This is a genomic window from Chryseobacterium sp. HNCC26DJ239 (assembly GCF_057180445.1).
This window is the reverse complement of the sequence record NZ_JBXUGJ010000005.1, coordinates 127,223-151,047: the sequence shown is the minus strand read 5'-3', so window position 1 is coordinate 151,047 and position 23,825 is coordinate 127,223. Positions and strand designations below refer to the sequence as shown.

At 30.9% G+C, this 23,825-nt stretch carries 20 protein-coding genes; 3 read left to right on the top strand and 17 right to left on the bottom strand.

Annotated features, from left to right (window positions below; all coding sequences use genetic code 11):
* Window positions 1-14 precede the first annotated feature (14 nt).
* Together AC2A1D_RS12320 and AC2A1D_RS12315 are read left to right on the top strand one after the other, a co-directional pair.
* A complete protein-coding gene (locus tag AC2A1D_RS12320; RefSeq protein ID WP_484043926.1) occupies window positions 15-1,106 on the top strand; it encodes a hypothetical protein in 1,092 nt (363 codons plus the stop codon).
* Between the two features lie 7 nt (window positions 1,107-1,113).
* Window positions 1,114-1,797, top strand: coding sequence for a hypothetical protein (locus tag AC2A1D_RS12315; RefSeq protein WP_484043925.1), 684 nt, complete (start codon window positions 1,114-1,116; stop codon window positions 1,795-1,797).
* Between the two features lie 63 nt (window positions 1,798-1,860).
* Here AC2A1D_RS12315 and AC2A1D_RS12310 read toward each other — a convergent pair whose 3' ends face one another.
* From AC2A1D_RS12310 to AC2A1D_RS12250, 13 genes are all read right to left on the bottom strand, one after another.
* Entirely contained in the window at window positions 1,861-4,188 is a 2,328-nt protein-coding gene (locus AC2A1D_RS12310) for an AAA family ATPase (protein WP_484043924.1), read from the bottom strand.
* 538 nt (window positions 4,189-4,726) lie between these two features.
* The gene (locus AC2A1D_RS12305; RefSeq protein WP_484043923.1) at window positions 4,727-5,275 is read right to left on the bottom strand and encodes a hypothetical protein; all 549 of its coding nucleotides are present in this window, start codon (window positions 5,273-5,275) and stop codon (window positions 4,727-4,729) included.
* A gap of 15 nt (window positions 5,276-5,290) precedes the next feature.
* Window positions 5,291-5,662, bottom strand: coding sequence for a hypothetical protein (locus tag AC2A1D_RS12300; RefSeq protein ID WP_484043922.1), 372 nt, complete (start codon window positions 5,660-5,662; stop codon window positions 5,291-5,293).
* Between the two features lie 4 nt (window positions 5,663-5,666).
* A complete protein-coding gene (locus AC2A1D_RS12295) occupies window positions 5,667-7,307 on the bottom strand; it encodes a hypothetical protein (RefSeq protein ID WP_484043921.1) in 1,641 nt (546 codons plus the stop codon).
* Window positions 7,308-7,416: 109 nt separating this feature from the next.
* Entirely contained in the window at window positions 7,417-9,621 is a 2,205-nt protein-coding gene (locus tag AC2A1D_RS12290) for a peptidase domain-containing ABC transporter (RefSeq protein WP_484043920.1), read from the bottom strand.
* A 13-nt stretch (window positions 9,622-9,634) separates the two neighbouring features.
* On the bottom strand, window positions 9,635-10,675 hold the full coding sequence (locus tag AC2A1D_RS12285; RefSeq protein ID WP_484043919.1) for a hypothetical protein: 1,041 nt from the start codon (window positions 10,673-10,675) through the stop codon (window positions 9,635-9,637).
* Between the two features lie 5 nt (window positions 10,676-10,680).
* Window positions 10,681-11,877 carry a lanthionine synthetase LanC family protein gene (locus tag AC2A1D_RS12280; protein ID WP_484043918.1) on the bottom strand — a complete coding sequence of 399 codons (1,197 nt, stop codon included), beginning with the start codon at window positions 11,875-11,877 and terminating at the stop codon, window positions 10,681-10,683.
* Complete coding sequence (locus AC2A1D_RS12275) at window positions 11,874-15,047, bottom strand: lantibiotic dehydratase (protein WP_484043917.1); 3,174 nt, start codon at window positions 15,045-15,047, stop codon at window positions 11,874-11,876. The genes AC2A1D_RS12280 and AC2A1D_RS12275 overlap by 4 nt, the downstream gene beginning before the upstream one ends.
* A 62-nt stretch (window positions 15,048-15,109) precedes the next feature.
* Window positions 15,110-15,343: a class I lanthipeptide gene (locus tag AC2A1D_RS12270; protein ID WP_295677894.1), complete on the bottom strand. Its 234-nt coding sequence runs from the start codon at window positions 15,341-15,343 to the stop codon at window positions 15,110-15,112.
* 197 nt (window positions 15,344-15,540) lie between these two features.
* Window positions 15,541-15,762, bottom strand: a complete 222-nt coding sequence (locus AC2A1D_RS12265) for a class I lanthipeptide (protein ID WP_295677893.1) — start codon at window positions 15,760-15,762, stop codon at window positions 15,541-15,543.
* Between the two features lie 51 nt (window positions 15,763-15,813).
* Complete coding sequence (locus AC2A1D_RS12260) at window positions 15,814-16,032, bottom strand: class I lanthipeptide (RefSeq protein WP_295677892.1); 219 nt, start codon at window positions 16,030-16,032, stop codon at window positions 15,814-15,816.
* A 22-nt stretch (window positions 16,033-16,054) separates the two neighbouring features.
* Complete coding sequence (locus AC2A1D_RS12255) at window positions 16,055-18,418, bottom strand: TonB-dependent receptor domain-containing protein (RefSeq protein WP_484043916.1); 2,364 nt, start codon at window positions 18,416-18,418, stop codon at window positions 16,055-16,057.
* 52 nt (window positions 18,419-18,470) lie between these two features.
* On the bottom strand, window positions 18,471-18,692 hold the full coding sequence (locus tag AC2A1D_RS12250) for a hypothetical protein (RefSeq protein WP_295677890.1): 222 nt from the start codon (window positions 18,690-18,692) through the stop codon (window positions 18,471-18,473).
* A gap of 289 nt (window positions 18,693-18,981) precedes the next feature.
* Here AC2A1D_RS12250 and AC2A1D_RS12245 point away from each other — a divergent pair, with 289 nt between their 5' ends.
* Window positions 18,982-20,715: a helix-turn-helix domain-containing protein gene (locus AC2A1D_RS12245; protein ID WP_484043915.1), complete on the top strand. Its 1,734-nt coding sequence runs from the start codon at window positions 18,982-18,984 to the stop codon at window positions 20,713-20,715.
* Between the two features lie 406 nt (window positions 20,716-21,121).
* Here AC2A1D_RS12245 and AC2A1D_RS12240 read toward each other — a convergent pair whose 3' ends face one another.
* The 4 genes from AC2A1D_RS12240 to AC2A1D_RS12225 form a co-directional block, all read right to left on the bottom strand.
* Window positions 21,122-21,568: a hypothetical protein gene (locus AC2A1D_RS12240; RefSeq protein WP_484043914.1), complete on the bottom strand. Its 447-nt coding sequence runs from the start codon at window positions 21,566-21,568 to the stop codon at window positions 21,122-21,124.
* 110 nt (window positions 21,569-21,678) lie between these two features.
* Complete coding sequence (locus tag AC2A1D_RS12235) at window positions 21,679-22,155, bottom strand: hypothetical protein (RefSeq protein WP_124986331.1); 477 nt, start codon at window positions 22,153-22,155, stop codon at window positions 21,679-21,681.
* Window positions 22,156-22,524: 369 nt separating this feature from the next.
* Window positions 22,525-23,139, bottom strand: a complete 615-nt coding sequence (locus tag AC2A1D_RS12230; protein ID WP_124986333.1) for a hypothetical protein — start codon at window positions 23,137-23,139, stop codon at window positions 22,525-22,527.
* A gap of 90 nt (window positions 23,140-23,229) precedes the next feature.
* Complete coding sequence (locus tag AC2A1D_RS12225; RefSeq protein ID WP_124986334.1) at window positions 23,230-23,577, bottom strand: DUF7222 domain-containing protein; 348 nt, start codon at window positions 23,575-23,577, stop codon at window positions 23,230-23,232.
* Window positions 23,578-23,825: the final 248 nt, after the last annotated feature.

Genomic DNA, 23,825 nt, shown 5'->3' with positions numbered 1-23,825 from the left:
TAAATCAAATCATTATGGAAAACAACATCTTTGAAACCAAAAAAGCCGATTTAAAGGTAAAAATCGAGCTTCCGAAACAGGAAAAACCTTTTTTTGAGAAAATGTCCACACCGAATAATCTTGCCACCCAAATTCAGAAAGCGGGACAAAAACTGGATGAAAAAGAAAGCCTAAAAGTGAGCATCAACGGGACTTCCATCGACATTCCGAAAGAGAAAACCGAAAAAGGAAACGTTCTGGAAACCGTGCAATCGGAATATGAAAAAGTGCAAAAATCCGTCGGTAATCAGAAGGAAACTACTGAAACTAAGGAAAATCAACAAAATCAGAATGCGCAAAATGAAATCAATTATGTCCATAAAGAGGACAAAAATTTTATTGCTCTGAAAGACCAAATCAAATTTCTTGGAATGGGAGATAATCTGTTGATGCAAAAAGAACTGTCTGAAAAATTAAACTCAAAAGAGAAAGAATTTTCAATTAATATTTCCTCTGAAAAAGCTTCTTTCAAGAGTAATGAAGTGAATTTTAAACTGAATTTTCAGCGTTCCGCCAACAATGATTCTGTCTATCTTAATACATTTCAGGCAAACCTGAAAAATGAAAATAAAGGGGTTGAATTATCCCATACTTTCTCAGCAAAAGGGAATTTCACGGCAAAGGAAGCCATCAATCTTTTGGAAGGACGAGCGGTGAAAACGGAGATTTTCAATCAGAAAAACAATCAGAATGAGGAAGCTTTTGTGAAACTAAAACTGAACGAAGAGAAAAACGAAAAAAGTAATTTCAAACTGCAGGTTTTCAACAAGAATTACGGAATTGATGTGGCAAAAATTATGGAAAAATCCAATCTTGTTTTTGACAATGGAAAGCATAAGGAAATTACCCAAAAGTCGCTTGAAAAGGGAAATATCGTCTCCGTAAAATTCTCCGACCAAAGCAATAAAATAACGGAAGGCAAAGCGATTCTGAACCCGCAATACAAAATGCTGAATCTCTACGACAATAAAATGAAACGAATGAATTCCAACGAACAGTCTTTTCAGAAAAACCATTCTGAAACCAACGAAGTGAAAAATCAGCAGAACTATTCCCGAAAAATGTAATTGAATAATGAGAAATTTTATTTGGATTTCGATGCTTATACTTTTTGCATCCTGTGAAAAAGATGGAAAAATCCAAAGTGAAAAAGGTGGCATCGATATTCTGACAAACATTTACTACAATGCTTCCAAAGGTTTGGATGACCATCAACAGATTATGATTTCCAAAGTCAATTACGAAAATTCGGATATTGTGGAACTGGTTCCCAATATTCAGATTCCGGAAATAATTGACAGTGTTTATTACATTCGGGATTCTATTTACTTTAATGCTGGAAATATGATGGATGCGAAATCTTTGGTTTTTAAAGAGAAATTTCAAACTGAAATTCCGAAAGATTTGTATAAAAAGAAGTTCGGAGCGGTCTGGGTGAATATTCCGATTTTTGATTATGACAAAAGGAAGAATATTTCAGATACCGTTTTGTACGGAAAGAAAGAATTTAAGCGTTTCCAAATTGCGACAAAGGACAATTACAGCATTTTCTACATTGCCAAAACGGACACGATTTTGCCCTATTCTCTAAATCCTGTTGCTGACCGGGATTACTCCGGAAGATTGGAACGGATTGATAGCTATGACAGAAAAAGGGATTTGTTTTCCACAGTCATTCTTCTTCCAAGAAAATATTGGGATAAAGAAGCCACGGAAATTTTTGAGTATAATAAGGAGATTAGTAATTCTAAAAAATAAAAAAATCCCAAGTGCATCTGCATTTGGGATTTTTTTTTTATAAGTTAACTTCTTGCATAATTTTTACTTTTTTTCATTGGTCCAACTCTCCAGAAATTCTTTCGCAAGCTGCAGGTAAGCTAGTGCATCCTGCTTAGATTTAGATTCACCGGCGTGGGCGACAGAATTTCTAATCTCTCTAAGATCTTGCAGCAGTTCAATTTTCAGATTCATAGGATTATTAAATTTGTTTCCCAGCTCTATTACTAACTGTTCAAAATCTGCGTTGCTGCAAGGATTGACATTATAAGTACCTGTTTTGAATTTTTCTAACGATCCCTGCATTACGCCCATCATCCATTTTCCTTCGGGATCAATGCTTAAAAAGATATTTTTCAACTCATTTTCCACAGCTCTTCCAAATTGTAAAATAGCAGGAGAAAAATCGTCATCATCGTTAATATTATCAAGCAGGTACTGACCGGAAGCTAAATACTTCACCGATAAATCCAACAGTTTGGCCGTATTGAAATGCTGAACTATAATCTGCTGAGATGTACGAATATCCAACTTGTAAACATACTCGTCAATCTTGTTTTCCAGATTACTAATCTTCATACTGTCAGCAATGTTCTGATTTTTTAATTCGTTGAAGTCTTTAATAAAACTATCGCGTTGTATATTCAACAGACTTAACTCTAAGTTTTCTCCTTCATCGAAAAATCCGCTGTCAAATACTTTATAGTCAATGCTCCCATCCTTCTGTATATGGAAGCTGGACATACGCTTACTAGCGTCGTCAATCTTTTGGTAATTCCTTAAATAAAATATTTTTATTTTTTCTCCGTCAAACTGTTTGCCAGCTACCAGTGTCTGGAATTTGCGAATCAAATACTCGCTATGAGTTTCTATAAAAAATTGAATGTTATATTTTTCATTCGCATTTACAAACAGCTCCGCTAATAATGATTGCCATTTCGGGTGCAGATTGGCTTCCGGTTCCTCTACAATCAACAAGCTGGGAAGATGATACGTTTTGTAAAATGGTCCATCCTGATTATCAAATTCCTCTCTTGTTCTTTTATTTTTTTCTCCTAGAACAGCAATTTGTATCAAAATTAAAATCAATTGTTTGATGCCGTATCCAAAATCAACAAGGTCACGCTTGACACCGTCCGAAGTTGTAATAGTTATGGAGATCAACTGATATTTCAGCTGATAATCTACCTCGGTGCTTGTACCTATCTCAAATTTCTGTAAATACTCATTCACAAATGCAGAATACTGGAGATTATAGTGTTTAAAATCTTTCAATAAATTAATAAAGTGCGAGTCACCTGATGAATTATAAATTCTTGAATTTTGTTCCTTAACAGCAGACAAATAATTAACCGTAGAAATCCTGTTAATTAAGCCATTCCACGCAGATTTAAAACAATATTCAATAACATCATATACTTCTTTCTCTTTATCTACACTTTTCCAGCTCAAGTTTTTCCGTAGAATTTCAAGCGACCTGTAATAAAGAATCTCCTCGTTTGTTGGAGAAGGATAGTAATCGTCTGTTTCGTAGTCACTTTCGCAAATCTCTCGCTTGCTTATTAATGTCTCTTTCGGAAGGCTGGAGCTGAACGCTTTCCATTCATCAATTGTTACATTATTTTTGAAAGAACTAATAAGTAAAGATGGTACGAAAGACATATTTCCTTCTATAGCAGTCTCATCCATTTTCTCAATCCAGCAAAATCCATTATATGTTTCCAGATACATTTCATAAAAAGCAACAACTTTATCCAATTCCTTTCTCAACTTTACGTAGTTAATTTGATAATCGATATATCCCTCTAGTGGATCATATGGTAGAGAAAACCAGGAGTTCCTTGGTGAGAACCAATTTTCGTCATCTTCTGGTGTAGCGTTTATGACTTCTTCGTTCGCTCTTTTTTCTGCTTCAAAGTTCTTCAGGAAAACTTCCTTTTCCTCTTTTGTTGCATCTCTGTAGGCGAAAGAAAATAATGTTGTTTTATCAACATTATCCAGAATTTTAATACCTCTCAATTTTGCTTTATGATTATTAGGTGCATCCTGTACAGCAAAGGACAACGAAGTATAAAGATTAGTCAAGCCCAAAAAAGTAAAAGGCAAGGATATTTCTACCGTTTTGTTATTTTTATTGTATAAAATATCATCAAAATCTCCCAGCAAATGTTCCTGCTTTGTTAAATCCAAGTCGAAAACAGGATTACCTTCTTTGACGCTATTTTTGAGCATCTGCAAAGACTTTATGATTGTGCTTTTGCCTGAACTGTTGGCTCCTGTTAATATATTGATTGCGGAAATCTCCTCGAAAAAACCTTCGATGTCATCAAATATCCTAAAGTTCTTTAAGCCTAAATTATCTATTAATTTCATTTCTTAATTTATTTGTATTATTAATTAGTGTTTTTGCTGAATATTTTGCAAATCAACAGCTTTTCTGCGCATTGAATTTGCGCAGTTAGAGGAAATATACATTAGCTATATTTCCACCTCATTCTAAACAAAATATTTTCTCATTCATAAAGTCAAAAAATTGCTCATCCAACATTATCCCTTGCTTTTCTTCGGAGATAAATAAATCTAGTGACACTATTTTATTGTCGAGTTTTATAACTAAATTAACCAGATGCGTGTTTCTGATTTTTTGTGAGATATGAAAATTTATATCTCTCTGTATTTTTGTTGTTTGGAAATCTACATTAGTGAGAATGGTAAAACTTTTATAAGACTCCAAATCTGGTCTTTTAAAAAAAAAATTTATGTAATAAAGTTTCTTTTTTTTACTGACTTTTAATGTGCCTGCAGAATATTTTATCTTTAATCCTTTTTTTTGATTTTTCTAATCATTTTTTGTTGAGTTTTTTTTGCTTAATAATAAAAAACTCTGTATTCTTTATACAGAGTCAAAATTTTAAAAATCGTAACCAATCCTGAAACTTAGATTTGGCACTGCCTGAATATCATAACCGGGCTTCAAAATTTTGCCAACTCCTAAGCCAACTTGAAATTCATAATTAAAATTCTTTGCAAAATTTCTTCGTAAGCCCCAAGTTGGTACAATGGATAACATTGGATTAACTTTTATCCCATCAACATTAGAAATAACAAACCAATCGGGAGTAAAACCAACTCTCGCAGAGATATAGTTTGCAGAATTATAATTAGTATCCTTTCCTTTATTTTCTCTTTTGTTTAGACTATAATACCACTTGGGTGATATTGATAGTTCCGGAGCTAGTGCAAAACCTGTTTTAGAGTACAAATCCCCTCCCCATATGGATGCTTCAAAATCAATTTCACTTCGTAAGGCAAATTCTTTGGAGAGTAAGGTCTCATTATAAATATTGGCTCCAAACAAGCCCGCCTGAATTCCAAAAAATGAATTTTTCTTTACTGAGTTTTCCTGTGCATTCATCATTGAAAATGAAATAATCAATAATGCAAGTGATAGTTTTTTCATAGTTTTTCTTAAAATTTATTGTTTTGTTACCTTCCAGTTACCCGCTAAATCATTTTGCTTCCAAGTACCATTCTTAGTATTTAAGTTGCCATAAAGAGTAAATCCTGAGGATTGTGAATATACAGAATTTAAGGAACCATTGTCTAAAACCTGACCATAAAAAGTTTCGCTAGAATTCCCAGAAGTTCCTATAACCTCTACATTACCGGCTTTATAAACTTTTAATGTAAAAGCAGAATTGACTCCCGAACCACTATAAGTGCCATACCAAGTTCCCTGGTATGGCGACGTATAGTTGCTTTGTTCATTATTAAATTGATTTTGTTCTATAATTCTTTCACAAGAACTTAGAAGTAATATAAAAACAAGTAATAATGTGGTTCGCATAATTTTAGTTATTTATAGTATTAATTTTGCTTCCGTGCCAAGCACCATTTCTTTTTGCAATTCCGTACATCAGAACTCTAAATTCTTGAGGCTTTTTTAGAGCACTTCCACTTGTGTCAGGAGAGATATTTCCATCATCACCCATTTTAAATCCAATTTGGAAGCCCCAGTCAAAAGATTTTTCTAATTTATCATCATTATACGAATGTCGGTATAATGTTTTTTGAATTAAAATTTTTCCCAAAGTCGGGGCTTTATATGTATAGGTTATATTATTCGCATCAGGAGTTCCTTTCCCGAGATTCTGCCACCATTGACCTGTTTGTGGAACAATATAATTCCAGAAGTGTTGGTTCAGTTTATCCGCCGTCAATTGCTTATTCCCAGCTTGTATTGCTTGATTGATATATTGATTATTGCTAAATTGTTCGATCACGATGTCATCCTGCAAAATTTTCGGAAAACCTTGTGTAGAGTAACCGACAATGTTTAATCCATTCTGAGACCAGTTTAAATTGGCATCAAACATTAATCTACTGTTGTTATTGTAGATAGTTGTAATTCCATATTGTGTAGCTGGATATTGGAACTGGCTAGAGTAATCATATGAAAATTGGCTGGATATAACACCAAGTCTTATTTCTTGGCAATTCTCTTTACTCCAGATTCCCAAAAATCCTTTCTTTTGATGTTTAACTTTTACTCCTAGATTATAAACCAGAAAATAATTGTAGTTATAAGCTTTTGTCTTAACTCTGTATTTACTCTCATATTTATCAATGCATATATCGCTGTCACCAAATATACCATCAAACAATCCATTCTTAGGAGAACAGTTTTGAAGTCCATTAATATAATTCATCATTTGAACGTTGGGGTCTGTAACTGGTGGATTACTTCCGCCACCAGTATTTCCACCACCAGGATTATATCCACCACCGCCAGAACCACATTCTACAGCATTAAAATAATTAATATCGTCATAAACTGTACTCAATTGGTTACAAGGTTGCATTTGGATATAACTTATTCGGGCAGATTCCTCAGTAGGAATTAATAAATCTGTTGAGATATTTTTGCTTAACAAATAAGGTTCTAAGGTAGCATATTTTTCTTCATTTACTACAAATAAACCAACATCTGTATATTTATAAATCTCTGGTCCAACTTGGATTTCAGCTTGGTCATTGAGAAATGCTCCGTAGGCATCATCACCGATAAGCTCTTCCAAATCATCTATATCGTCAATAATTTCTTCATCACTGGTTACTTGTGAAATATACTTTGCAGAAGTACTATTAGCAAAGTTTTTTGCTCGTTCACGCATTTTACTAAGTCGTCTGTTCAATTTCTTTCCTATAATGCTCTCATTTTTGTCTGTTAGAATTGGACGGAGAGATATAAAATCTTTGTTGTCAACATATTCAGCGATTTTTTCTTCACTTTCATTTTTGATTTTGTCGTAATGAAACTGTAAAGATTCTTTGTTAGGAAAATATAACCTTCCATTTTTTACCGTAGCATCCTGTAATATTCCTTTTACCTCCGATGTTTCATTTGTGGAAAGTAACTCCTCTCTACAAGAAGTAGCGATTGTGCAAAGACTTAATGTTGCAACAATCATCAAACGTTTTCTGTTTTTCATTTTGTTAAAGTGTTTAAGTAATTTACATTCGTGTATTGCGCACTACAAAAATGTAAACAGTTTTATAATTTGTTAATTAACATTTGTAATAATTTATGAATTAGGACGGTTAATTTCCCAGTTCTAATTGGTTTTTTACAAGATTATAATAATCAGTTTTTCTCTCAACCAATCTTTGATGATTACCTTGCTCTACAATTTCTCCATTTTTTAAGACAATAATTTGGTCTGCATTTTTTACGGTGCTCAATCTGTGAGCTACAATAATAACAGTCTTACCTTTGAAAAAAGATTGAAGATTGTCGTGGATTATTTTTTCATTTTCTGCATCTAATGCAGAGGTAGCTTCATCAAATAAAATAAAATGGGGATTTTTATATACTGCTCTAGCAATTAATATTCTTTGTTTTTGTCCTCCAGAAATTCCATTTCCTGAAGCTCCAATTTTTGTATTGTAATTTAAAGGCATAGAATCAATAAATTCCTTAATATTTGCTGTTTTGACGGAATTAAGAAGTTTATCTACATTTGGTGTTTTATCTCCAGTAATAATATTCCTCTCAATACTATCTGAAAAAATATAGCCATCTTGCATAACTACTCCACAACTTTTTCGTATATCTTTAGCCGAAATATCTTCAATGTTAACATTATTGTAAAAGATATTCCCACTTGTTGGTTCGTAAAATTTTAATAATAGTTTCATAAGAGTAGTTTTCCCACTACCACTAGCACCTACAATTGCAGTGATTTTTCCGTCAGGAATAATTAGATTTATATTCTTTAGTACATATGGCGATTTGTCTCCGCCATATTGAAAACTTACATTGTCAAATCTAATTCCTTTAACTTCTGGATATTTATTGAAACTTTCAGAAAGAATATTTACTTGATCCGGATTTTCTTCAGGTGGATAACTTTGTACTTCATTCAGCCTTTCCAAACTTAATCTCGCATCCTGAAGTGATCTAAAAAAACTTATCAATTGATTAACAGGAGAATTCATTTGTCCAATTATATAAGATACGCTTAGTAATCCACCTAAAGTCATTTTATTTTCAACAACGAGAGTTGCTGCTAAAAACGTTACAAGTATATTTTTTAGTTGATTCAAAAATTCAAAACCAGATAGTTGAACTTGATTAAGCTTCAGAATTTTAATATTAACTTTGAATAATTTCTGCTGTACAGCTTCCCATTGATTGCGTTTAAAATCCTCAAATTGATTGAGTTTCATTTCGGTGACTCCTTTAATAATTTCAAATACAGATTCTTGATTTTCTGCACGTTGCTGAAAACGGAGATAGTCCAAAGCTTTTCTTTTTCTAAGCCAGTAAAAAGACCATCCTACAGCAAGTACTGTTAGAATTAAGTAGACGATAAGGATACTGAAATTATAATATAGTAGTACTCCAAAAAAAACGGAAAAATTTATTACTGAGAAAAATGTAAGCAGACTCTGAGAGGTAAGAAATTCTTCTATACGCTCATTATCTTGTATTCTTTGATTGAAGTCGCCCATTTTCTTTGTATCAAAGAATTTTATTGGGAGCTGTAACATTTTTTTCAAATATTCTGAAATAATTGTAATGCTTAATTTAGTACCCACAAAAAGCATAATCCAGTTCCGTATAACTTCGATTGTTATCGATCCAAGAAATAGAGCCAACTGAGATAGAAGTATTATAGCTATAAGGTTAAGATTCTTTGCATTAACACCTTTGTCAATCAGTGCTTGAGTTAAGAAAGGAAAAATCAATGTAATACAGCTGCCCAAGAATAAAAGCAAGACCATCAATGACAGCTGTTTTTTGTAAGGCGTTAGATATCTAAAGATATAATTGAGTGTAATTTTTTTCTCCTCCGGTACAGATTTTTCGTAAAAAACTTCTGTAGGCTTTAAAAACAATGCAATTCCCATGTTATTATTAGAAATCCAATATTTTAAAAACTCTATTTCCTTTATTAAGATAAGACCATGTCCAGGATCTGCAATCTGAAAAACAATTTCGGACGACCACGGTCTCCTTTTAATCTTTTTTAAAACAACAAAGTGATTTTTTCCCCAATAAAGGATACATGGTAATGAATCTTTAGAATTTACAAGCTTTTCTAATGTCAGTTTAACTGGGATAGGTTCAAAACCGATCTTTTTTGAGGCCTCAACAATGCCGAGAAGGGAAACGCCTTCCTTAGTGATAAATGAATAGTCACGTAAATATTGTAGAGTATAATTTTTTCCATAGTTACTTGCGACCATTGCAAGACAGGCTGGTCCACAATCCATCTGATCATGCTGAATAATGATTTTCATAAGCAATCTTTTATTATTGGAAAATATTTTTAATAAGTAATTTTTGTAAAGAGATATGTGAGCTTAATTTATTTTTCATAAAATCAACAATCTTTTTATTAAAAATTTTGATGTCTACATTTGGATTTTTTTTTACCATTTTATGAAGATCTATCAATAATGATATTTTTAATATATCATAAAATTGATTAATCGGTTGCTGGAAATAATATATCAAGCAGTCAAAATATTCCTTGTAATTTAAATTCTTACGTTGTTTATTGATATAGATCCAATTATATATAATTTGTCTTTCTGGAGTGTTTACTTCAAAATCTAAATCCGCATACCAATAGTCAGGTAAATACTCTTCAGTATTGTTAATATTAAATTTTATTATATCTTCTGTAATCATCATGAAAAGCTCATATGCATAGGTTTCTCGAATGATTGGTAATTTTAACCAATACTCCTTATGATTAAAAATATTGCCGAAAAGTTTTGTGCTATTTCCATTAAAAAGATAATTCAGCAAATTGAATATAAGTTTATATCCATCCTCGTCTTTATGGTCTCTAAAATATATTCTAGAAATGTTTTTATTCTGCTCAAAACATCTTAAATTCAGCGTATAGACACCCTGTTGGACGAGATAGTCATTTAAAACGGTACATTCTAATGTGAACGTCATCGCCTTTGGAAAATCCTTTGTTTTATAATAGTAAAGTGATTTTACTGATAGCGCTCCCTGTTTTGCATATAAATAAAGATTATCTGAGAAGCTGTTTTCAATTTTTTTCTCAATTTCTAAATACTGTATTAACGATTGTTCAAGATTAACTTCTTTAAGGATATCAGAAACGATTGTTCCCAATTCTATGTCAATTCTATTAACTTCTTCAAATTGAAAATCATCTATATTACATACTTCGAATACTTCTTTTTTTTGCAAAATTTTAATCAGTTTTCCTGTATTATACTGTAAATTTGAGCCGGTAGATGAGTTGGGAAAAGTTGGTATAGCGGAAATGAAATTGGCTAATTCTGTTCGATATGTCATTGTCTCTTTTTTCATAATAATTATGCAATAAAAGTGAGATCTGCGAAAGAGGGAAGATCTTTATCAGAGAAGTACATTAAAGAAACACCAACCCCAATAATTCCCCATCCGAATGAAATTTCCCAGATAATGCTTTCATCAGTAAGTCTGCTTTTAAAGCCAGCATAATTATTGGAATGGATAGCATATTCAAGAATTTTTTTATTCCAATACATTGCTTTTTCTGCAAATCTTTCATCACCAGACAGTTTTGCAAGCTTATCAAATGTAATTGCAAGTCCAGACGCTCCATAGAATATTCCTGCATCAAGGGTAAGATCATCTTCTTTTGTCCTCAAAAGACAATCATCTAGGACTATTTTGGATAATTCTGAAATAGATTTGTCATTTAATGCTGTAGAAACTCTATATAGTGTATAGCCAATTCCGATATCTCCATAACACAGAGCAAATTGCATTGGCTCTATTTTATCTCCTATCTGGTTAGGGAAAAGTCCTTTATATGGAGATTTTCTGTATTGTCTAATAAGAAAAGAGGTTGCCTTTCGTATTATCCTTTCACAAAGATGTCTTTCCAATCCTATTTCATAGAGTGAGGTAAGAAATGAAATTATAAGACATGAGCCATGTGAAATTCCTAAATATACTCTATTATATAAAGAAGGACATTTCCAGTAATAGTCACCATGCTCATCTTCATATGCAGAATCACTAATACTATGAATCAGAAGGGAGATTTTTTCCTGCACATCAGCTCCATTCTTTAACCGAGCTAAAAAATATAATCCTGCGGACATCGCTCCAGTTCCTGAATCGAAGTCTTTAATGCTTATTTTACTTTTCATTAAATCAAATAAGATACTATCTAATTTCAAAAGATAGTCTTCACTAGAGACATTAAGTAGGTTGTTGTTATTACAAAAGATCAGATATCTACCAATATGAGATAAATGACAATCTAATGAATCAGTACCATGCACTCGATGGAATGTTTTAGGATTGAAAGAGGCTAATGCTTTGTTGAAATATTTTTCTGCAATTTCTGCATAACTTGAATTATTTTTATATTTTGATAGATATAAATAATATAGAGAATATCCCATAAGACCTGTTTCGTATGATGCATTGTTTAATGCTTCTTCATGAGAATATTTTTCAATTGATTCTGTTATACTATCTATTAGTTTTGCGTTATTAACTTTTTCTTCTTTTATCATATGATTACATTGTTTTTTGATTGGGCAATTGCAGATTCATATTCTTTTTTAAGGAAATAATATATAACTAATTCTTGCCGTCTCTGGTTAATCATGAAGTGACGATTCAGGGTCATATGAATATAGCTAACTAAAAGATGGTCTTTCGTTGTCTGCGAAAGTTCTGGATGTCTAGATACCTCTAGCATGATACTTGTACTTCTTTTATTAAAGCACATAAATGCTTCTAAATATTGAGAGTTCTCTTCCTTAAAAATAATATCATGTATTACTTTTCTGTTTTCTCGATATTTACTACTTAGAATTCTTGACAGGGTTGTATAGTTTTCAGAGTTATTATAGCTGAATTCATTTAAGAAATTTTCACTTAAGGTGCTAATTAGTCTTAACTTATCTTGCGTAGAGTAACCGAAATCATTAAAAAGTTTATTAACGTTTACAAGAGCAAACTTCCATCTTAAAACTTCACCTTCATCACCTGCGATAAGGTTGATAAAACTTGATACAGCGACACTATCATGGAAGAAAATTCTTTCACTTAGTTCCATAGTATTAATACCATACCTTTCTATTTCTCGCACGTAAGTATCTGCGATAATTTTTACGACATGTTCTTCTTTTATTAGGTTATGAACTTTTTTTTGTAGATTTTCTAATATATGATACCATTCATGATTTTCTCTTTCGGACTCTGAACAATGAAATCTCACTCTGATATGATAATCCGGGTCATTATATTTAATAAAAAACCATTTATCTATAATTCTTTGTTTAATTAAATCTGTCGCAAAATCAGATACTACCTCTGTAAGAATATCTTCAATATTTTTTGCGCCAGAATAAATTTTTACATACAACCACTCAGAACCAGGCGAGAAAACTCTTTTAATTTTAGTTTTTTCCATAGTTGCGTTGACTGATTTATATATTGCTTTACTATTAATTGTGGGAATAACAATTTCGCTCGCATAGCTTTTCCCATTGTCTTTAATAAAGCAATTTTTTACGTCTTGTATGCTTTCAAATAAAATAACATTTTGGTGATTGATTTCTTTTAATAAAATATATTGACAAACTTTATTATTGAGATCTAAAAGAAGTTCATTGTCCCCAGAGGATAAAACAATATTAGATGGTAAATTATATTTTTTTATTATATCTCTAATTCCTTTCTCTATTGAAAAATTATCTTTATAATCTATTTTTTCTTTCTTTATATACCATCTTGCTCTGCTAATAATAACCTTTTTATATTCAATTCTTGGAAGGAACGATTCGTTTTGGTATGTACCCCAATCCCAAAAATATCCGAGTCTAGTGTTTTGACTTCCAACATCAGCAAGAAACTTATATAGGGGTTGGGCTAATGTTGTATTATATGTATTAGAAAGACAAGGAATAATTTCTTTGTTAAGTTTCTTTGACCTTAAAACAACCCTTCTGTTTCTGATAGAAACTAGTAGATCGTTGGTATTAATTTGATGCTCCTTATCTAACTTTGAATTGGATAAAAATGGTATCTCATATTCCCGTATAGTAGGATATAATGCAATGTTGGCATAATCATCATCAGGAATCGTCAACACTTCTGCAAAAATAACATTGGGGTTGTTTTTCTGTTCAAGTTTCGCAATTTCTTTTACCTGCTTTTCTAATTCCTTATCACCATGGGCAAATCTTGTCAATAATCTACCTGCAAAAGGTGCATGACATTGAATCGGAAAAAACTTATAATCTCCTTTATCTAAAGATTCTAAAGAGTCAGATAAAATTCTACCAAAAATATAGCTGCTTGGGCTATGACTTTTTTCTGAGAGCCTTACTTTAGAGGATAAGTGATTCTCTAATTCTGCGGTTATATTGATTATTTTACCACCTGTTTTACAGTGGTTTATAAATATTTTTTCTCTTAGTATCTCAAAATCACCGTAAGGGATTTTTAACTCATAGTTGGGATCTGACATAATCGGAACGCCTTCCAAAAGAGGTGTAAACTCTGCATTACCAGTTATTACCTTTTCATATCCGATACCATAATTACTATCTAATACGTGATTAAGAGGAACTTCTTTTTCTTCATATTTACTATAGAATAAAGTTATAAAATTGGTCAAATATGGAGAGGTTTTGGGAGAAAACATATGTAACAACTCGTAAGAAGTACTGTTAATTTCATTAATGATTTCTCTATTTAAATTTTTTGTTTTTAAATTATAGAAAAGATCTAGTTTGTAAAAATCTTTCGAAATAATACCATTTTGAGGATTCTCTTCAATATAATTTCTAAAATTAGGAATGTCATCAATATGCGATAAATTTTTAATCACATTATAAATTTCTTTAAGTTCACTAATTTGTGTTATATTAATTTCTTTGGCATCTATAATACTAATAAGATCTTCTATAAAGTTTTCTGTTGAGACACTTGGTAAAAGTTCACTGACAAGTATTTGAGATTGAATAATCTTTTTTACATAATCCTGTTTTTGTTGTGTACTAATATTAGGAATTGATATTTCATTAACCAGTTCATTTACTGTCGCTCCTTTTTTACCGCATTCAATCATTTTTTCGAGATATTCACTAATTCGTACTGAGGTAAGATTAGATGCTATGTACCGACCATTATCAAACTGTTCTATAAAATATCCTTTATTTTCTATAATATAAAGTGTATTATTAGTATAAAATTTTATTTTATCAATTAATTCAACATCTAGAGGATTGATATTTCGTATCATATTTGTCAATTTGTGGATGTTGAGCCTACAAATTAATCTGTTTTTATCGTCGGTGAATTGAATATCGCTTGGTTCATTATTTAGGGAGATTGAAGAAGTCCCAGAGAAAAGACCATAAGGAGTTGATCTGGTAGACATTCTTGAGAGATATTTGAAAAATGTAATAAGAAACTTTTTTGCATAATCCTTATTGTCGAAATTGTGAAGTTCAACTTCTATAAAAGTTCTATAAAGCTCTTTTGATGCTATATATATAGCTTCCTTATAATATTTATTAGCAAAAATATGTTTTAACACTTTTACAATTTCTTCGTGACTGTCTAGATTTATATTTTTGATTTGTTCATTAAAATCAACAAAGGTATCTATAGGTTGAGAAGGCATTCTCAGACAGCAATAATCAAGTAAAAAATTTTCGTTACTCTCCATTCGTAATATTCGATATTTGTTTTTTAAAATGAAGAGGCTGTAAAAACAGCCTCTTCATAAGGCTAGTCAGCTAAACTCTGCGTAGCACAGGTGCTTCCTCCTGAACCGCATCCAGTAGATCCCCCGCTAGTAGGAGGTAACTGAGCGGCTCCACAAGTACTTCCTCCAGTACCACAGCCAGTAGATGTTCCAGGTGCTATAGCCTTACCACCTACGATTTCCTGCAATTGCTTTTCATCTAATAAAGCAATAGTTTCCTTGTCTAACGACAATGGGTCTAATTCTAATTGTTTCATAAAAATTGATTTAATGATTGCTTACTCTTTAAGGTTTTCTGCTTCCCCTTTTTTTAATATGCTATTTATTTAATAATGTTGAGAACAATTTTTAAAGCACAACTTTGTATACATAACATACACCGATAAATGTCATCAGCGATAGAGATATCGCATAATTCAAGGGTAATGTCTTTGACAAATACCCTTGTTTTTTATTAGCCAGCTGTTTCAGTAACACTACATGTGCTTCCTCCTGAACCACATCCAGTAGATGCTCCTGTTCCAGAATTGTCACAAGTACTACCACCCGTTCCACAACCAGTAGATCCAGCTGGAGCAAGCGCCTTACCACCAACAATTTCCTGCAACTGCTTTTCATCCAATAAAGCAATTGTTTCCATGTCCAATGACAATGGGTCTAGTTCTAATTTTTTCATAAAAAAAATGTTTTAATTATCGCCTACTCTTTAAGGTTTTTCAGCTTCCCCCTATAATGTATTCTTGTACATGTAATTATAATTTTGAGCACAGGCAGATCCACCTGCTCCGCATCCAGCATTACTGTCAGGAGGATTTGCTGTGGTGGCTCCTGCTGGACAAGGTGAGGGGTAGTTTTTTCCACCCTTAATTTCTTGTAACTGCTTTTCGTCTAATAGAGCAATTGTCTGCTTATCTAATGATAAAGGATTAATTTTTAATTTTTTCATATTTTTTAAGATTGGATATTATTTAGTTTGTTCGACTTTTCTCATCTAATTGTATCTGCTTATTATTTGCTTTTACATTTTTATTTCCGAATGAATAAGTGACGTTTAAACTTAGGCGTCTTCCATCATAATAATTATTGTAAAACTGAGTGAAATCATCATAGAAAATTTTTCCCTTACTTTGGGTTCCTTTTAATATATCCTCTACCATCACATTGATTTTAAGTTTTTTTTCAATTAAAGAGAACCTTACTCCAGCAGAAAGATTGGATATGCTCTGAGCATACACGTTGCCTTGCTTATTAGATAAATAATGATAAAAATTCAAAAGGAACAGAGTTGATTTCTCTTTATTTATTGTAAATGTATTATTGATTGTATAGTATACTGATAAACCTTTTTGCGGAATTATTTCAGGAATTGATGATTTAGAATTAGAATAGAAGCTGATAATATTGGTATTGTTTTCCCACCATTTTGTTAAAATACTATAAAGGCTTGTATTGAGACCTAAATCATATTGTCTAAGAAAGTTCATATAATTCACTTCTTTCAGTCCCTCGTTTACTGTAGTTACTTTACCATAGCCGTTTATTAATTTCTGACCATAAATGGTAAAGGAAATCTTATTCTTAAATAAGTAAGATATTTCGACATTATGATTATAGGAAGGGGAAAGAAATGGATTTCCAGTATAAAATGAATAGGGATTAGAATACCATCTAAAAGGATTTAACGCTGTAAAATTTGGACGGTTTATTCTTTTTGAATAATTGATAGATAGGTTGTTATCGTCATTTAATTTGTATTCTAAATAGATTGTAGGAAAAAATTTCCCATATTTATTTATATTTCTTTCATTTAAACTTTCAGAGTTTCCATTGATTGTGGAATACTCATAACGTAAGCCTGCTTTTGCTGACCACTTCTCGTTCAAGTTTTTAGTAATGCTTATATAAGTCGCCACATTGTTTTCAATGTATTTAAAAATGTCACTTTTATCTTTATTAATATTGTAATTATCATTTTCGTAAGAAAAAAATTGAACATTTGAATTATTATTAAAATATGTGAATTTTGCGCCGGTCTCAATCGTTCCCCATTTAAATGGAAGATAAAGGTCTGACTGAGCAGATATTATATAATAATCAAGATTACTTGTATTTCTTATCTTTTGATAATCAGGGGACTGATCTGTCAAGGTAGAAAAATTGACAGTTGCCTCTGGATTATTTGAGAAATAATTTGCGGCTAGACTAAGTTTTTTACCTAACGAATCAATTTTGTAATCGTAATATCCATTCAATGAATGTGTTAATGTTGGCTTTTTTTGATTTGAAAATGTTGTCAATATTGAATCTTGCAGAATATTTGTTTTGTAAATAGATGTATTGTTAATTTCCATGTTCGAATATGACTTTACTATATCGTAGATAAAACCAATATTAGACTTTGAACTTAATTTATAATCAAAGTTTAGATTTGCACCTGTCCCTTTAAATAAATCTACTCTGTTATCTGCACTTAGTATAGAATTACTTCCAATGATATCTATAAATTCAGTTGCTTTTGAAGGTCTATAGTATTGTCTTAGGCGTAAAGAACTTGTAACTTTTGTTGAATTATAATTGAATGTTATATTGTTTGCATTACCAACATAACTAGTTTGGTTGTAATTACTGCTTAAAATACCGTTCAATCCTAATTTTGAGCTTTTTTTAAGAATAATATTAATAATTCCACTATTTCCCTGAGCTTCGTATTTAGCCGGAGGAGCAGTTATAATTTCAATCTTTGCTATATCGTCAGAACGTAGCGATCGCAAATAGTTTATTAGATCTGTCCCACTTAAATTTAGGAGCTTATCATTTATCATAATAGATACACCACTCTTTCCTACAATCGAAACTGCGTTATCAGTGACTGATAACATAGGTGTTCCAGATAATACTTGAGTCAAATCAGAACCCGTTGAGAATATTGAATTTTCTACATTAAATACGGTTCTGTCTATTTTTCTTTCAATTAATTTGTTTTTTTTTGCAATATTGACAGCTTGGATATCATAATATTTACTATTAGAAATAGTTAATTTCAGAATACTATTACCACTTATATAAATATTTTTGCTTAATGCCTTTTGCTTATTGAAAAAAATTTCTAATGTATAATCCCCATTTTCAGGTAATTGCAAATAATAGTAACCATCCTTATCTGTTACAGTAGATTTCTTAATTCCATTTTTACTAGCTATCACTTCAGCATCTGAAATTGTCGTATTGTTTTCTTTTGAAAAAATATGGCCTTTTAAACTTTGTGCATTACTATCTACAAATATTAAAATAAAGAATAATTTAAATATTTGTATAAACCTTTTTTTAACCATTCTAGTTATTATTTTATAAATCAGCATCATATTCTGACTTATATCTATGATATTACCATTTTATTTTGTCTTTTTTGGGCTCGCCTTCATCTTCTGTCAAGTTTGACGATTCCCCTTCTTTATGAGATTCCGTAGAATCAGCAGATTCTGCCTTAGAAATAAATTTTTGTACCTTATTATTTTCTGGTATTTCGGATAGTTCTTCAGCTTCTCTACAACTTGATATTGATAATGTAATTATTAAAACTGTTACTATTGAGATAAACTTTTTCATTTAATATTATTTTTTGAAGTTTATCCCGGCCGGGAGTTTTTGATTAATTAGAATTCTTTGGCTAAAGTATTGCTCTTGGATGTTTATCAAAACACAAATAAGTCCTTACACATAAATTTAAGTAAAATGACGTCCTAATACTTAAACTAGGACAAGTTTTAAATCGTAAGTGTTTAAATATCATAATATTAATAAGTAAGATTATTTTACTATAAAATTTGTTTTTTTTGCTGTTATTATGTCTTTATGGTTATTTTTGTATGAAAGAACACAAGTCATATTAATAAAAATGACCTTACAAAAACTCATCTTAACCATTTTTTTTCTTTTCTTATTCAATTATGAAAAATTGAATGGACAAAGTAGCTATGAAGAATTGGGAAAAACGTATGAAAATTTCAATGAAAATGATGAAAATGCTCTTCGATATGTAAAAATTTATCTACAAAGGGCTAAAAGTGAAAATAATTATTCAGAAATGAAGCAGGCGTATGAAGACTACTCATATCATTCTTCTAATAAGCAGATGAAGTTAAAGTATGCTGACAGTTCAATCGCAGCCGCAGTAAAGGCTGAAAATAATGACTTGTTATCATCTGCATATTTATATAAAGGGAGTTTATATTATTTTTATGAAAAAAATTATCAATCTGCATTAAGTGAATACCTAATAGCATATCAATATTCAAAGAATGGAAATGACGATTATCTTAAATATAAAATAATCTATCAAATGGGATTGATAAAAAGTTATCTCGGTTACTATGATGAAGCTATTGAACATTTCAAAGAATGCATCAATTATTTTGAACCAAAGACAAAAGGAAATTATCATAAATATATCATATATAATTCCACCAAAGGTTATCTTAATAGTTTGCATCAAATTGCCGTATGCTACAGGAATATAAAAGATTATCAGAAGGCAGACTCAGTCATTAATATTGGGCTTAATTTTTCAAAATCTAATGAATTTCCTTCTGAAAAGAACTATCTCATAAAGTGTAAAGGAATTTCTGAATATCATAATAAGAACTATAGTGCTGCTATTAACCTTTTGCAAAAAAGCTTGCTTGTCTTAAGAAAAAATGATGACTTTTATTGGTCTTCTGTTTCAGATTTTTACATCGGGAAGAGCTATTTAGAATCAGGAAAAGAGAACCTAGCAATAAAACAATTTGAAAAAGTAGACTCTATTTTTCAAGAAAGAAAATTCATAGTTCCAGAACTTTTAGAAAATTACAATTTCTTAATAAAATATTATCAAAATAAAAAAGATTCTAAAAAAGAGCTGGAGTACTCAAAAAAACTATTAAAAGCTGATAGTATTTTGAGTAAAGATTTTAAATATTTGTCGGCGAAAATCCATAAAGATTATGATAGACAAATTTTAGAAGAATCTAAAAAAAAATTGGAAGCTAGTAATAAATGGGGATTAGGTACAATAATAATCCTTATCTCAATTTTGGCCATAGTTGCTTTATTAGCCTGGAAATATTATAAAAATGCACAGCAAATAAAAATAAGATACCACGAAATAGAAACAAAACTGCAACAACATAATGAACTGACTTTGCTATCTTATGAAAACATTTCAACTTATGGAAAATCAATATTGAGTAATGATATTTTTATCGATTTACAAAACAAAATTAAAGAGTTTGAAAATAGTAAAGAGTTTAATCAAAAAGGACTCTCGCTCGCTTTACTTGCAGAAAAATTAAATACAAATACTTCCTATTTATCTCAATTTATAAATGATACTAAGGAGATGAATTTTAATAAATATCTTTCTACTCTTCGAATTAATTATATTACTAAGTTGATATATGATGACCCTAAATATCTTCGTCTGAAAATACAAGGCTTAGCTGATGAATGCGGAATAAGTTCTCGCCAAAATTTCTCTGACCTTTTTCAGGAAATAAATGGTATCCGCCCCACAGATTTCATAAAACAAAGAAAAGCTGAAATTGAGAGAAATATTGAAAATCTTAAGGTTACCGATGTTACTGATTCTTAGAAATTAACCGTATCATCCCTTCGTAAGATGGGCAAGACACACTTTTGACCAAACATTTTCGCAGAAAATGGACGTCCAAAAGGACATCTTGCACCTCCAAAAAAATCAATTTTAAATGATGTTTTTTTTCCAAAATTAGGAATATCAGAATGCTGTCAATATAGAATTAAACAGTTATATAATTATATAAACACAGCATTCAACTTTTATAGAACTATTGATTTACAACATTATACAATTATGGAAATATGTAATTCAACAATGATATATTTATGGAACCCTACAAAAATGGAATTATTGTATTATTGAAATATGTCATTCCAAAATCGCATCTTTATAAGAATATTAAATAATGTAATTGTGAAACTAAAGAAATATAGAATTATTGAACTACAGAAATGTTGAATTACATTTCCACTTCAAAAAACTTCAGCTCATTTTGCTTGATAAAAGAAACAATAAACTCAAAAAACATCGAAATGGAATAACTGGAAGAATCCGACTTTTCATTGATATAATAAGTATGCATCAAATCATAGAAAAGCTGGGCATAATTCATAGGAAGCAAAAAATTAATATTTTCCAATATTCTTTCTTCTTTCAAACTATGAATTTTCGTCCCTCTCTTTTTGTAAAAATTAAGATACTGTTCGTTCGGAGAATCTATGGATTTGAATTTTTTCAGAAACTTCTTTTCTATATTAAGAAGAACCAGCACAAGAAAGTGCCGGAATGAAAACAACGACAACAATCCATTGTCCTTGTAGTAAGTGAAACTGTATATTTTAAATTCGTCAATCAAAACCTTATCGGTTTTCACCAACATATTCTTTGTTGCTTTTTTAGCACCCATAATTATTCACAATTTAATTAGCCAACTTGCCCGAAGGCAAAAAATAATTATTCACAAAAGTATTATTAAGAAGCGATAATTCAATTTTCAGAAATTATCGCTTCTTAATTCTAGTAAACAATTGAAAGATGAATCTTGTCTTTTTTAAGATTCTGAACCATTTCAACAGCTTTTTGTCTTTGGAAAACATAGTACGCCAACTCTTTTGAAGGGCTGAATAGTGCCAATTTTCCGTTGTATTCTTTAATATATCTGTTGTAATACATTCCTTCTTCAGATTTGAAAAGATAAATTTTACGATGATTCGCTGTTTTTATCCAATATTCCAGCCTGTCTTTGCATAAGTCAGCTTCATTTTTCAATTTAATGGAAAAAACTTCGTTGCCTTCAAACGAATTATCCTTAAATATCAAATTGAAATTATTAGCAAAGCAACTCAGTACAATATTTTCTTCATTTACAATCAATGGGTTATTAATATCACCCAAAAGATGAATAGGGATTTCATTCATCTTGAAAAATTGTTTGATGTAAAAATTACGTCTTGTAATATCGGTAAAAAGCTGTTTTTGCGTATCCTCTTTCATTTGATGTTTTTACTATCCTGCAAAAATACTATTTTTTACCTATTAAAACAATTTAAAATAATATAACTATTGTTTAGAAAATATTTCTATCTTTACACCATTAATCATTCGTGATGAAAAGAATTATAAAATTTGTGATTTACAGTTCCTTGGCGTTTTACATCTTCCTGTTTTCGTTCATAGGTACTATTACGGACAATAATGATGCAAGAAAAATATCTCTTGCCTTGCTTATTATCGTCGTTGGCTGGTTTATTTTCAAAGAACCTTTAAAGAGGTTTCTAAAGAAGATTTTTACTTGAAACATTTTTTCGGACGATAATAATAGAGGCTGCTTTTTTGGCAGCCTCGTTTTTTTTATAAAAAATTTCATAAAAAGCAATCAATATCATAATGGTATCCGCTTTCGGAAATGAAACTCCCATCTTCACAAGCCCAAAGTATAAAACCTGTTTCGGTATCAAGCTTTGAATCTTTCAGTTCGATACATTTGGCGTAAGACATATATTTACAAACATTCTCTTTTCCGAATTTTGTAACATAAGAAGCTAATTCTTCAGTAGTATTGATTTTCTGATTGTTGATGAAAAAAGCTTTTTCGATGGCGAATGTCTGCATAGATTTTAGCATAATGATTTTTTTAACCAATGATTCCAAATTTCCTTTCCATTCTTCAAAATCCTCCAAAGATTCCCGAATAGAAAAAGAGTTTCTGTAATTTCTGTTCTGACGGTTGATTTCAATTTCTTCATCCGTATCAATATCAGCAATCCGATTGGAAAAAACCGCCATAAAATCTTTAGGACTTTTAGGGTTTAATCCCGTATCACGGAAATCCAGAAACAGAATCTGATTTACACCTTTGTGCGTATAGGTATTGAGTTCATAGCCGCAAAGTTTATCATTTTCCTTGTAATCATAAATGGAAATATTTTCATCTTCCAACTGAGAAAAGATAGTTTTTAATGTAGGTAAATTTTTCATACGTATATTTTTATTGTTTTCAAAGCGATTCATAAAGAATCAAAATTTTAATGTTAAATAAGTATTGAAACAGGGTTTTACCCCTGCTGTTTATTTTTCTAAATAGTTAATGAGTTCATACATCATATTTTCCCAAGCGAACCACGAAAGCCAATTTTGGAAGTGCTCTACATCCGAAGGCTTTTTTAAAGATTCCCCGATTTCGGCTTCATATTCTGATAATTGTTCGAGAATCAGCCATACATTCTTTTTGGCAAACTTGCAGGTATCGGCATAATAAATCATTCCTAGAACGGCTCCTGTATTCGCTGCATAATAATCGTTGGGATATTTTTTTACCTGTTCAAAAGGAACATTTCCTTGTTTCCATACTTTTTTGAAGAGTTCAGGATTTGAGCAATTTTTGAAAAAATTTGAAAGTGTCTTTTTTGTTTTCATAATAAAGTTGATATTTTATCCGACCGACTTGTCGTTTTTCATTGCTTTCTGACGATAGAAATCCCATTTCAGTCAAAACCGGAATGGAAGAATAGAATGCAGGCTCGAAATCTTTTTGTCCGAAGGATTTAGGAGTGTCTGGAAAAATTGTTGGAGCTGGGCGGAGAGAATTTTTTTAGAAACCCAAAAAGATTTTTTTGAGCAGAAACGGGATTTATACTTTTGCAAACTGAAAACGAACTGACGGT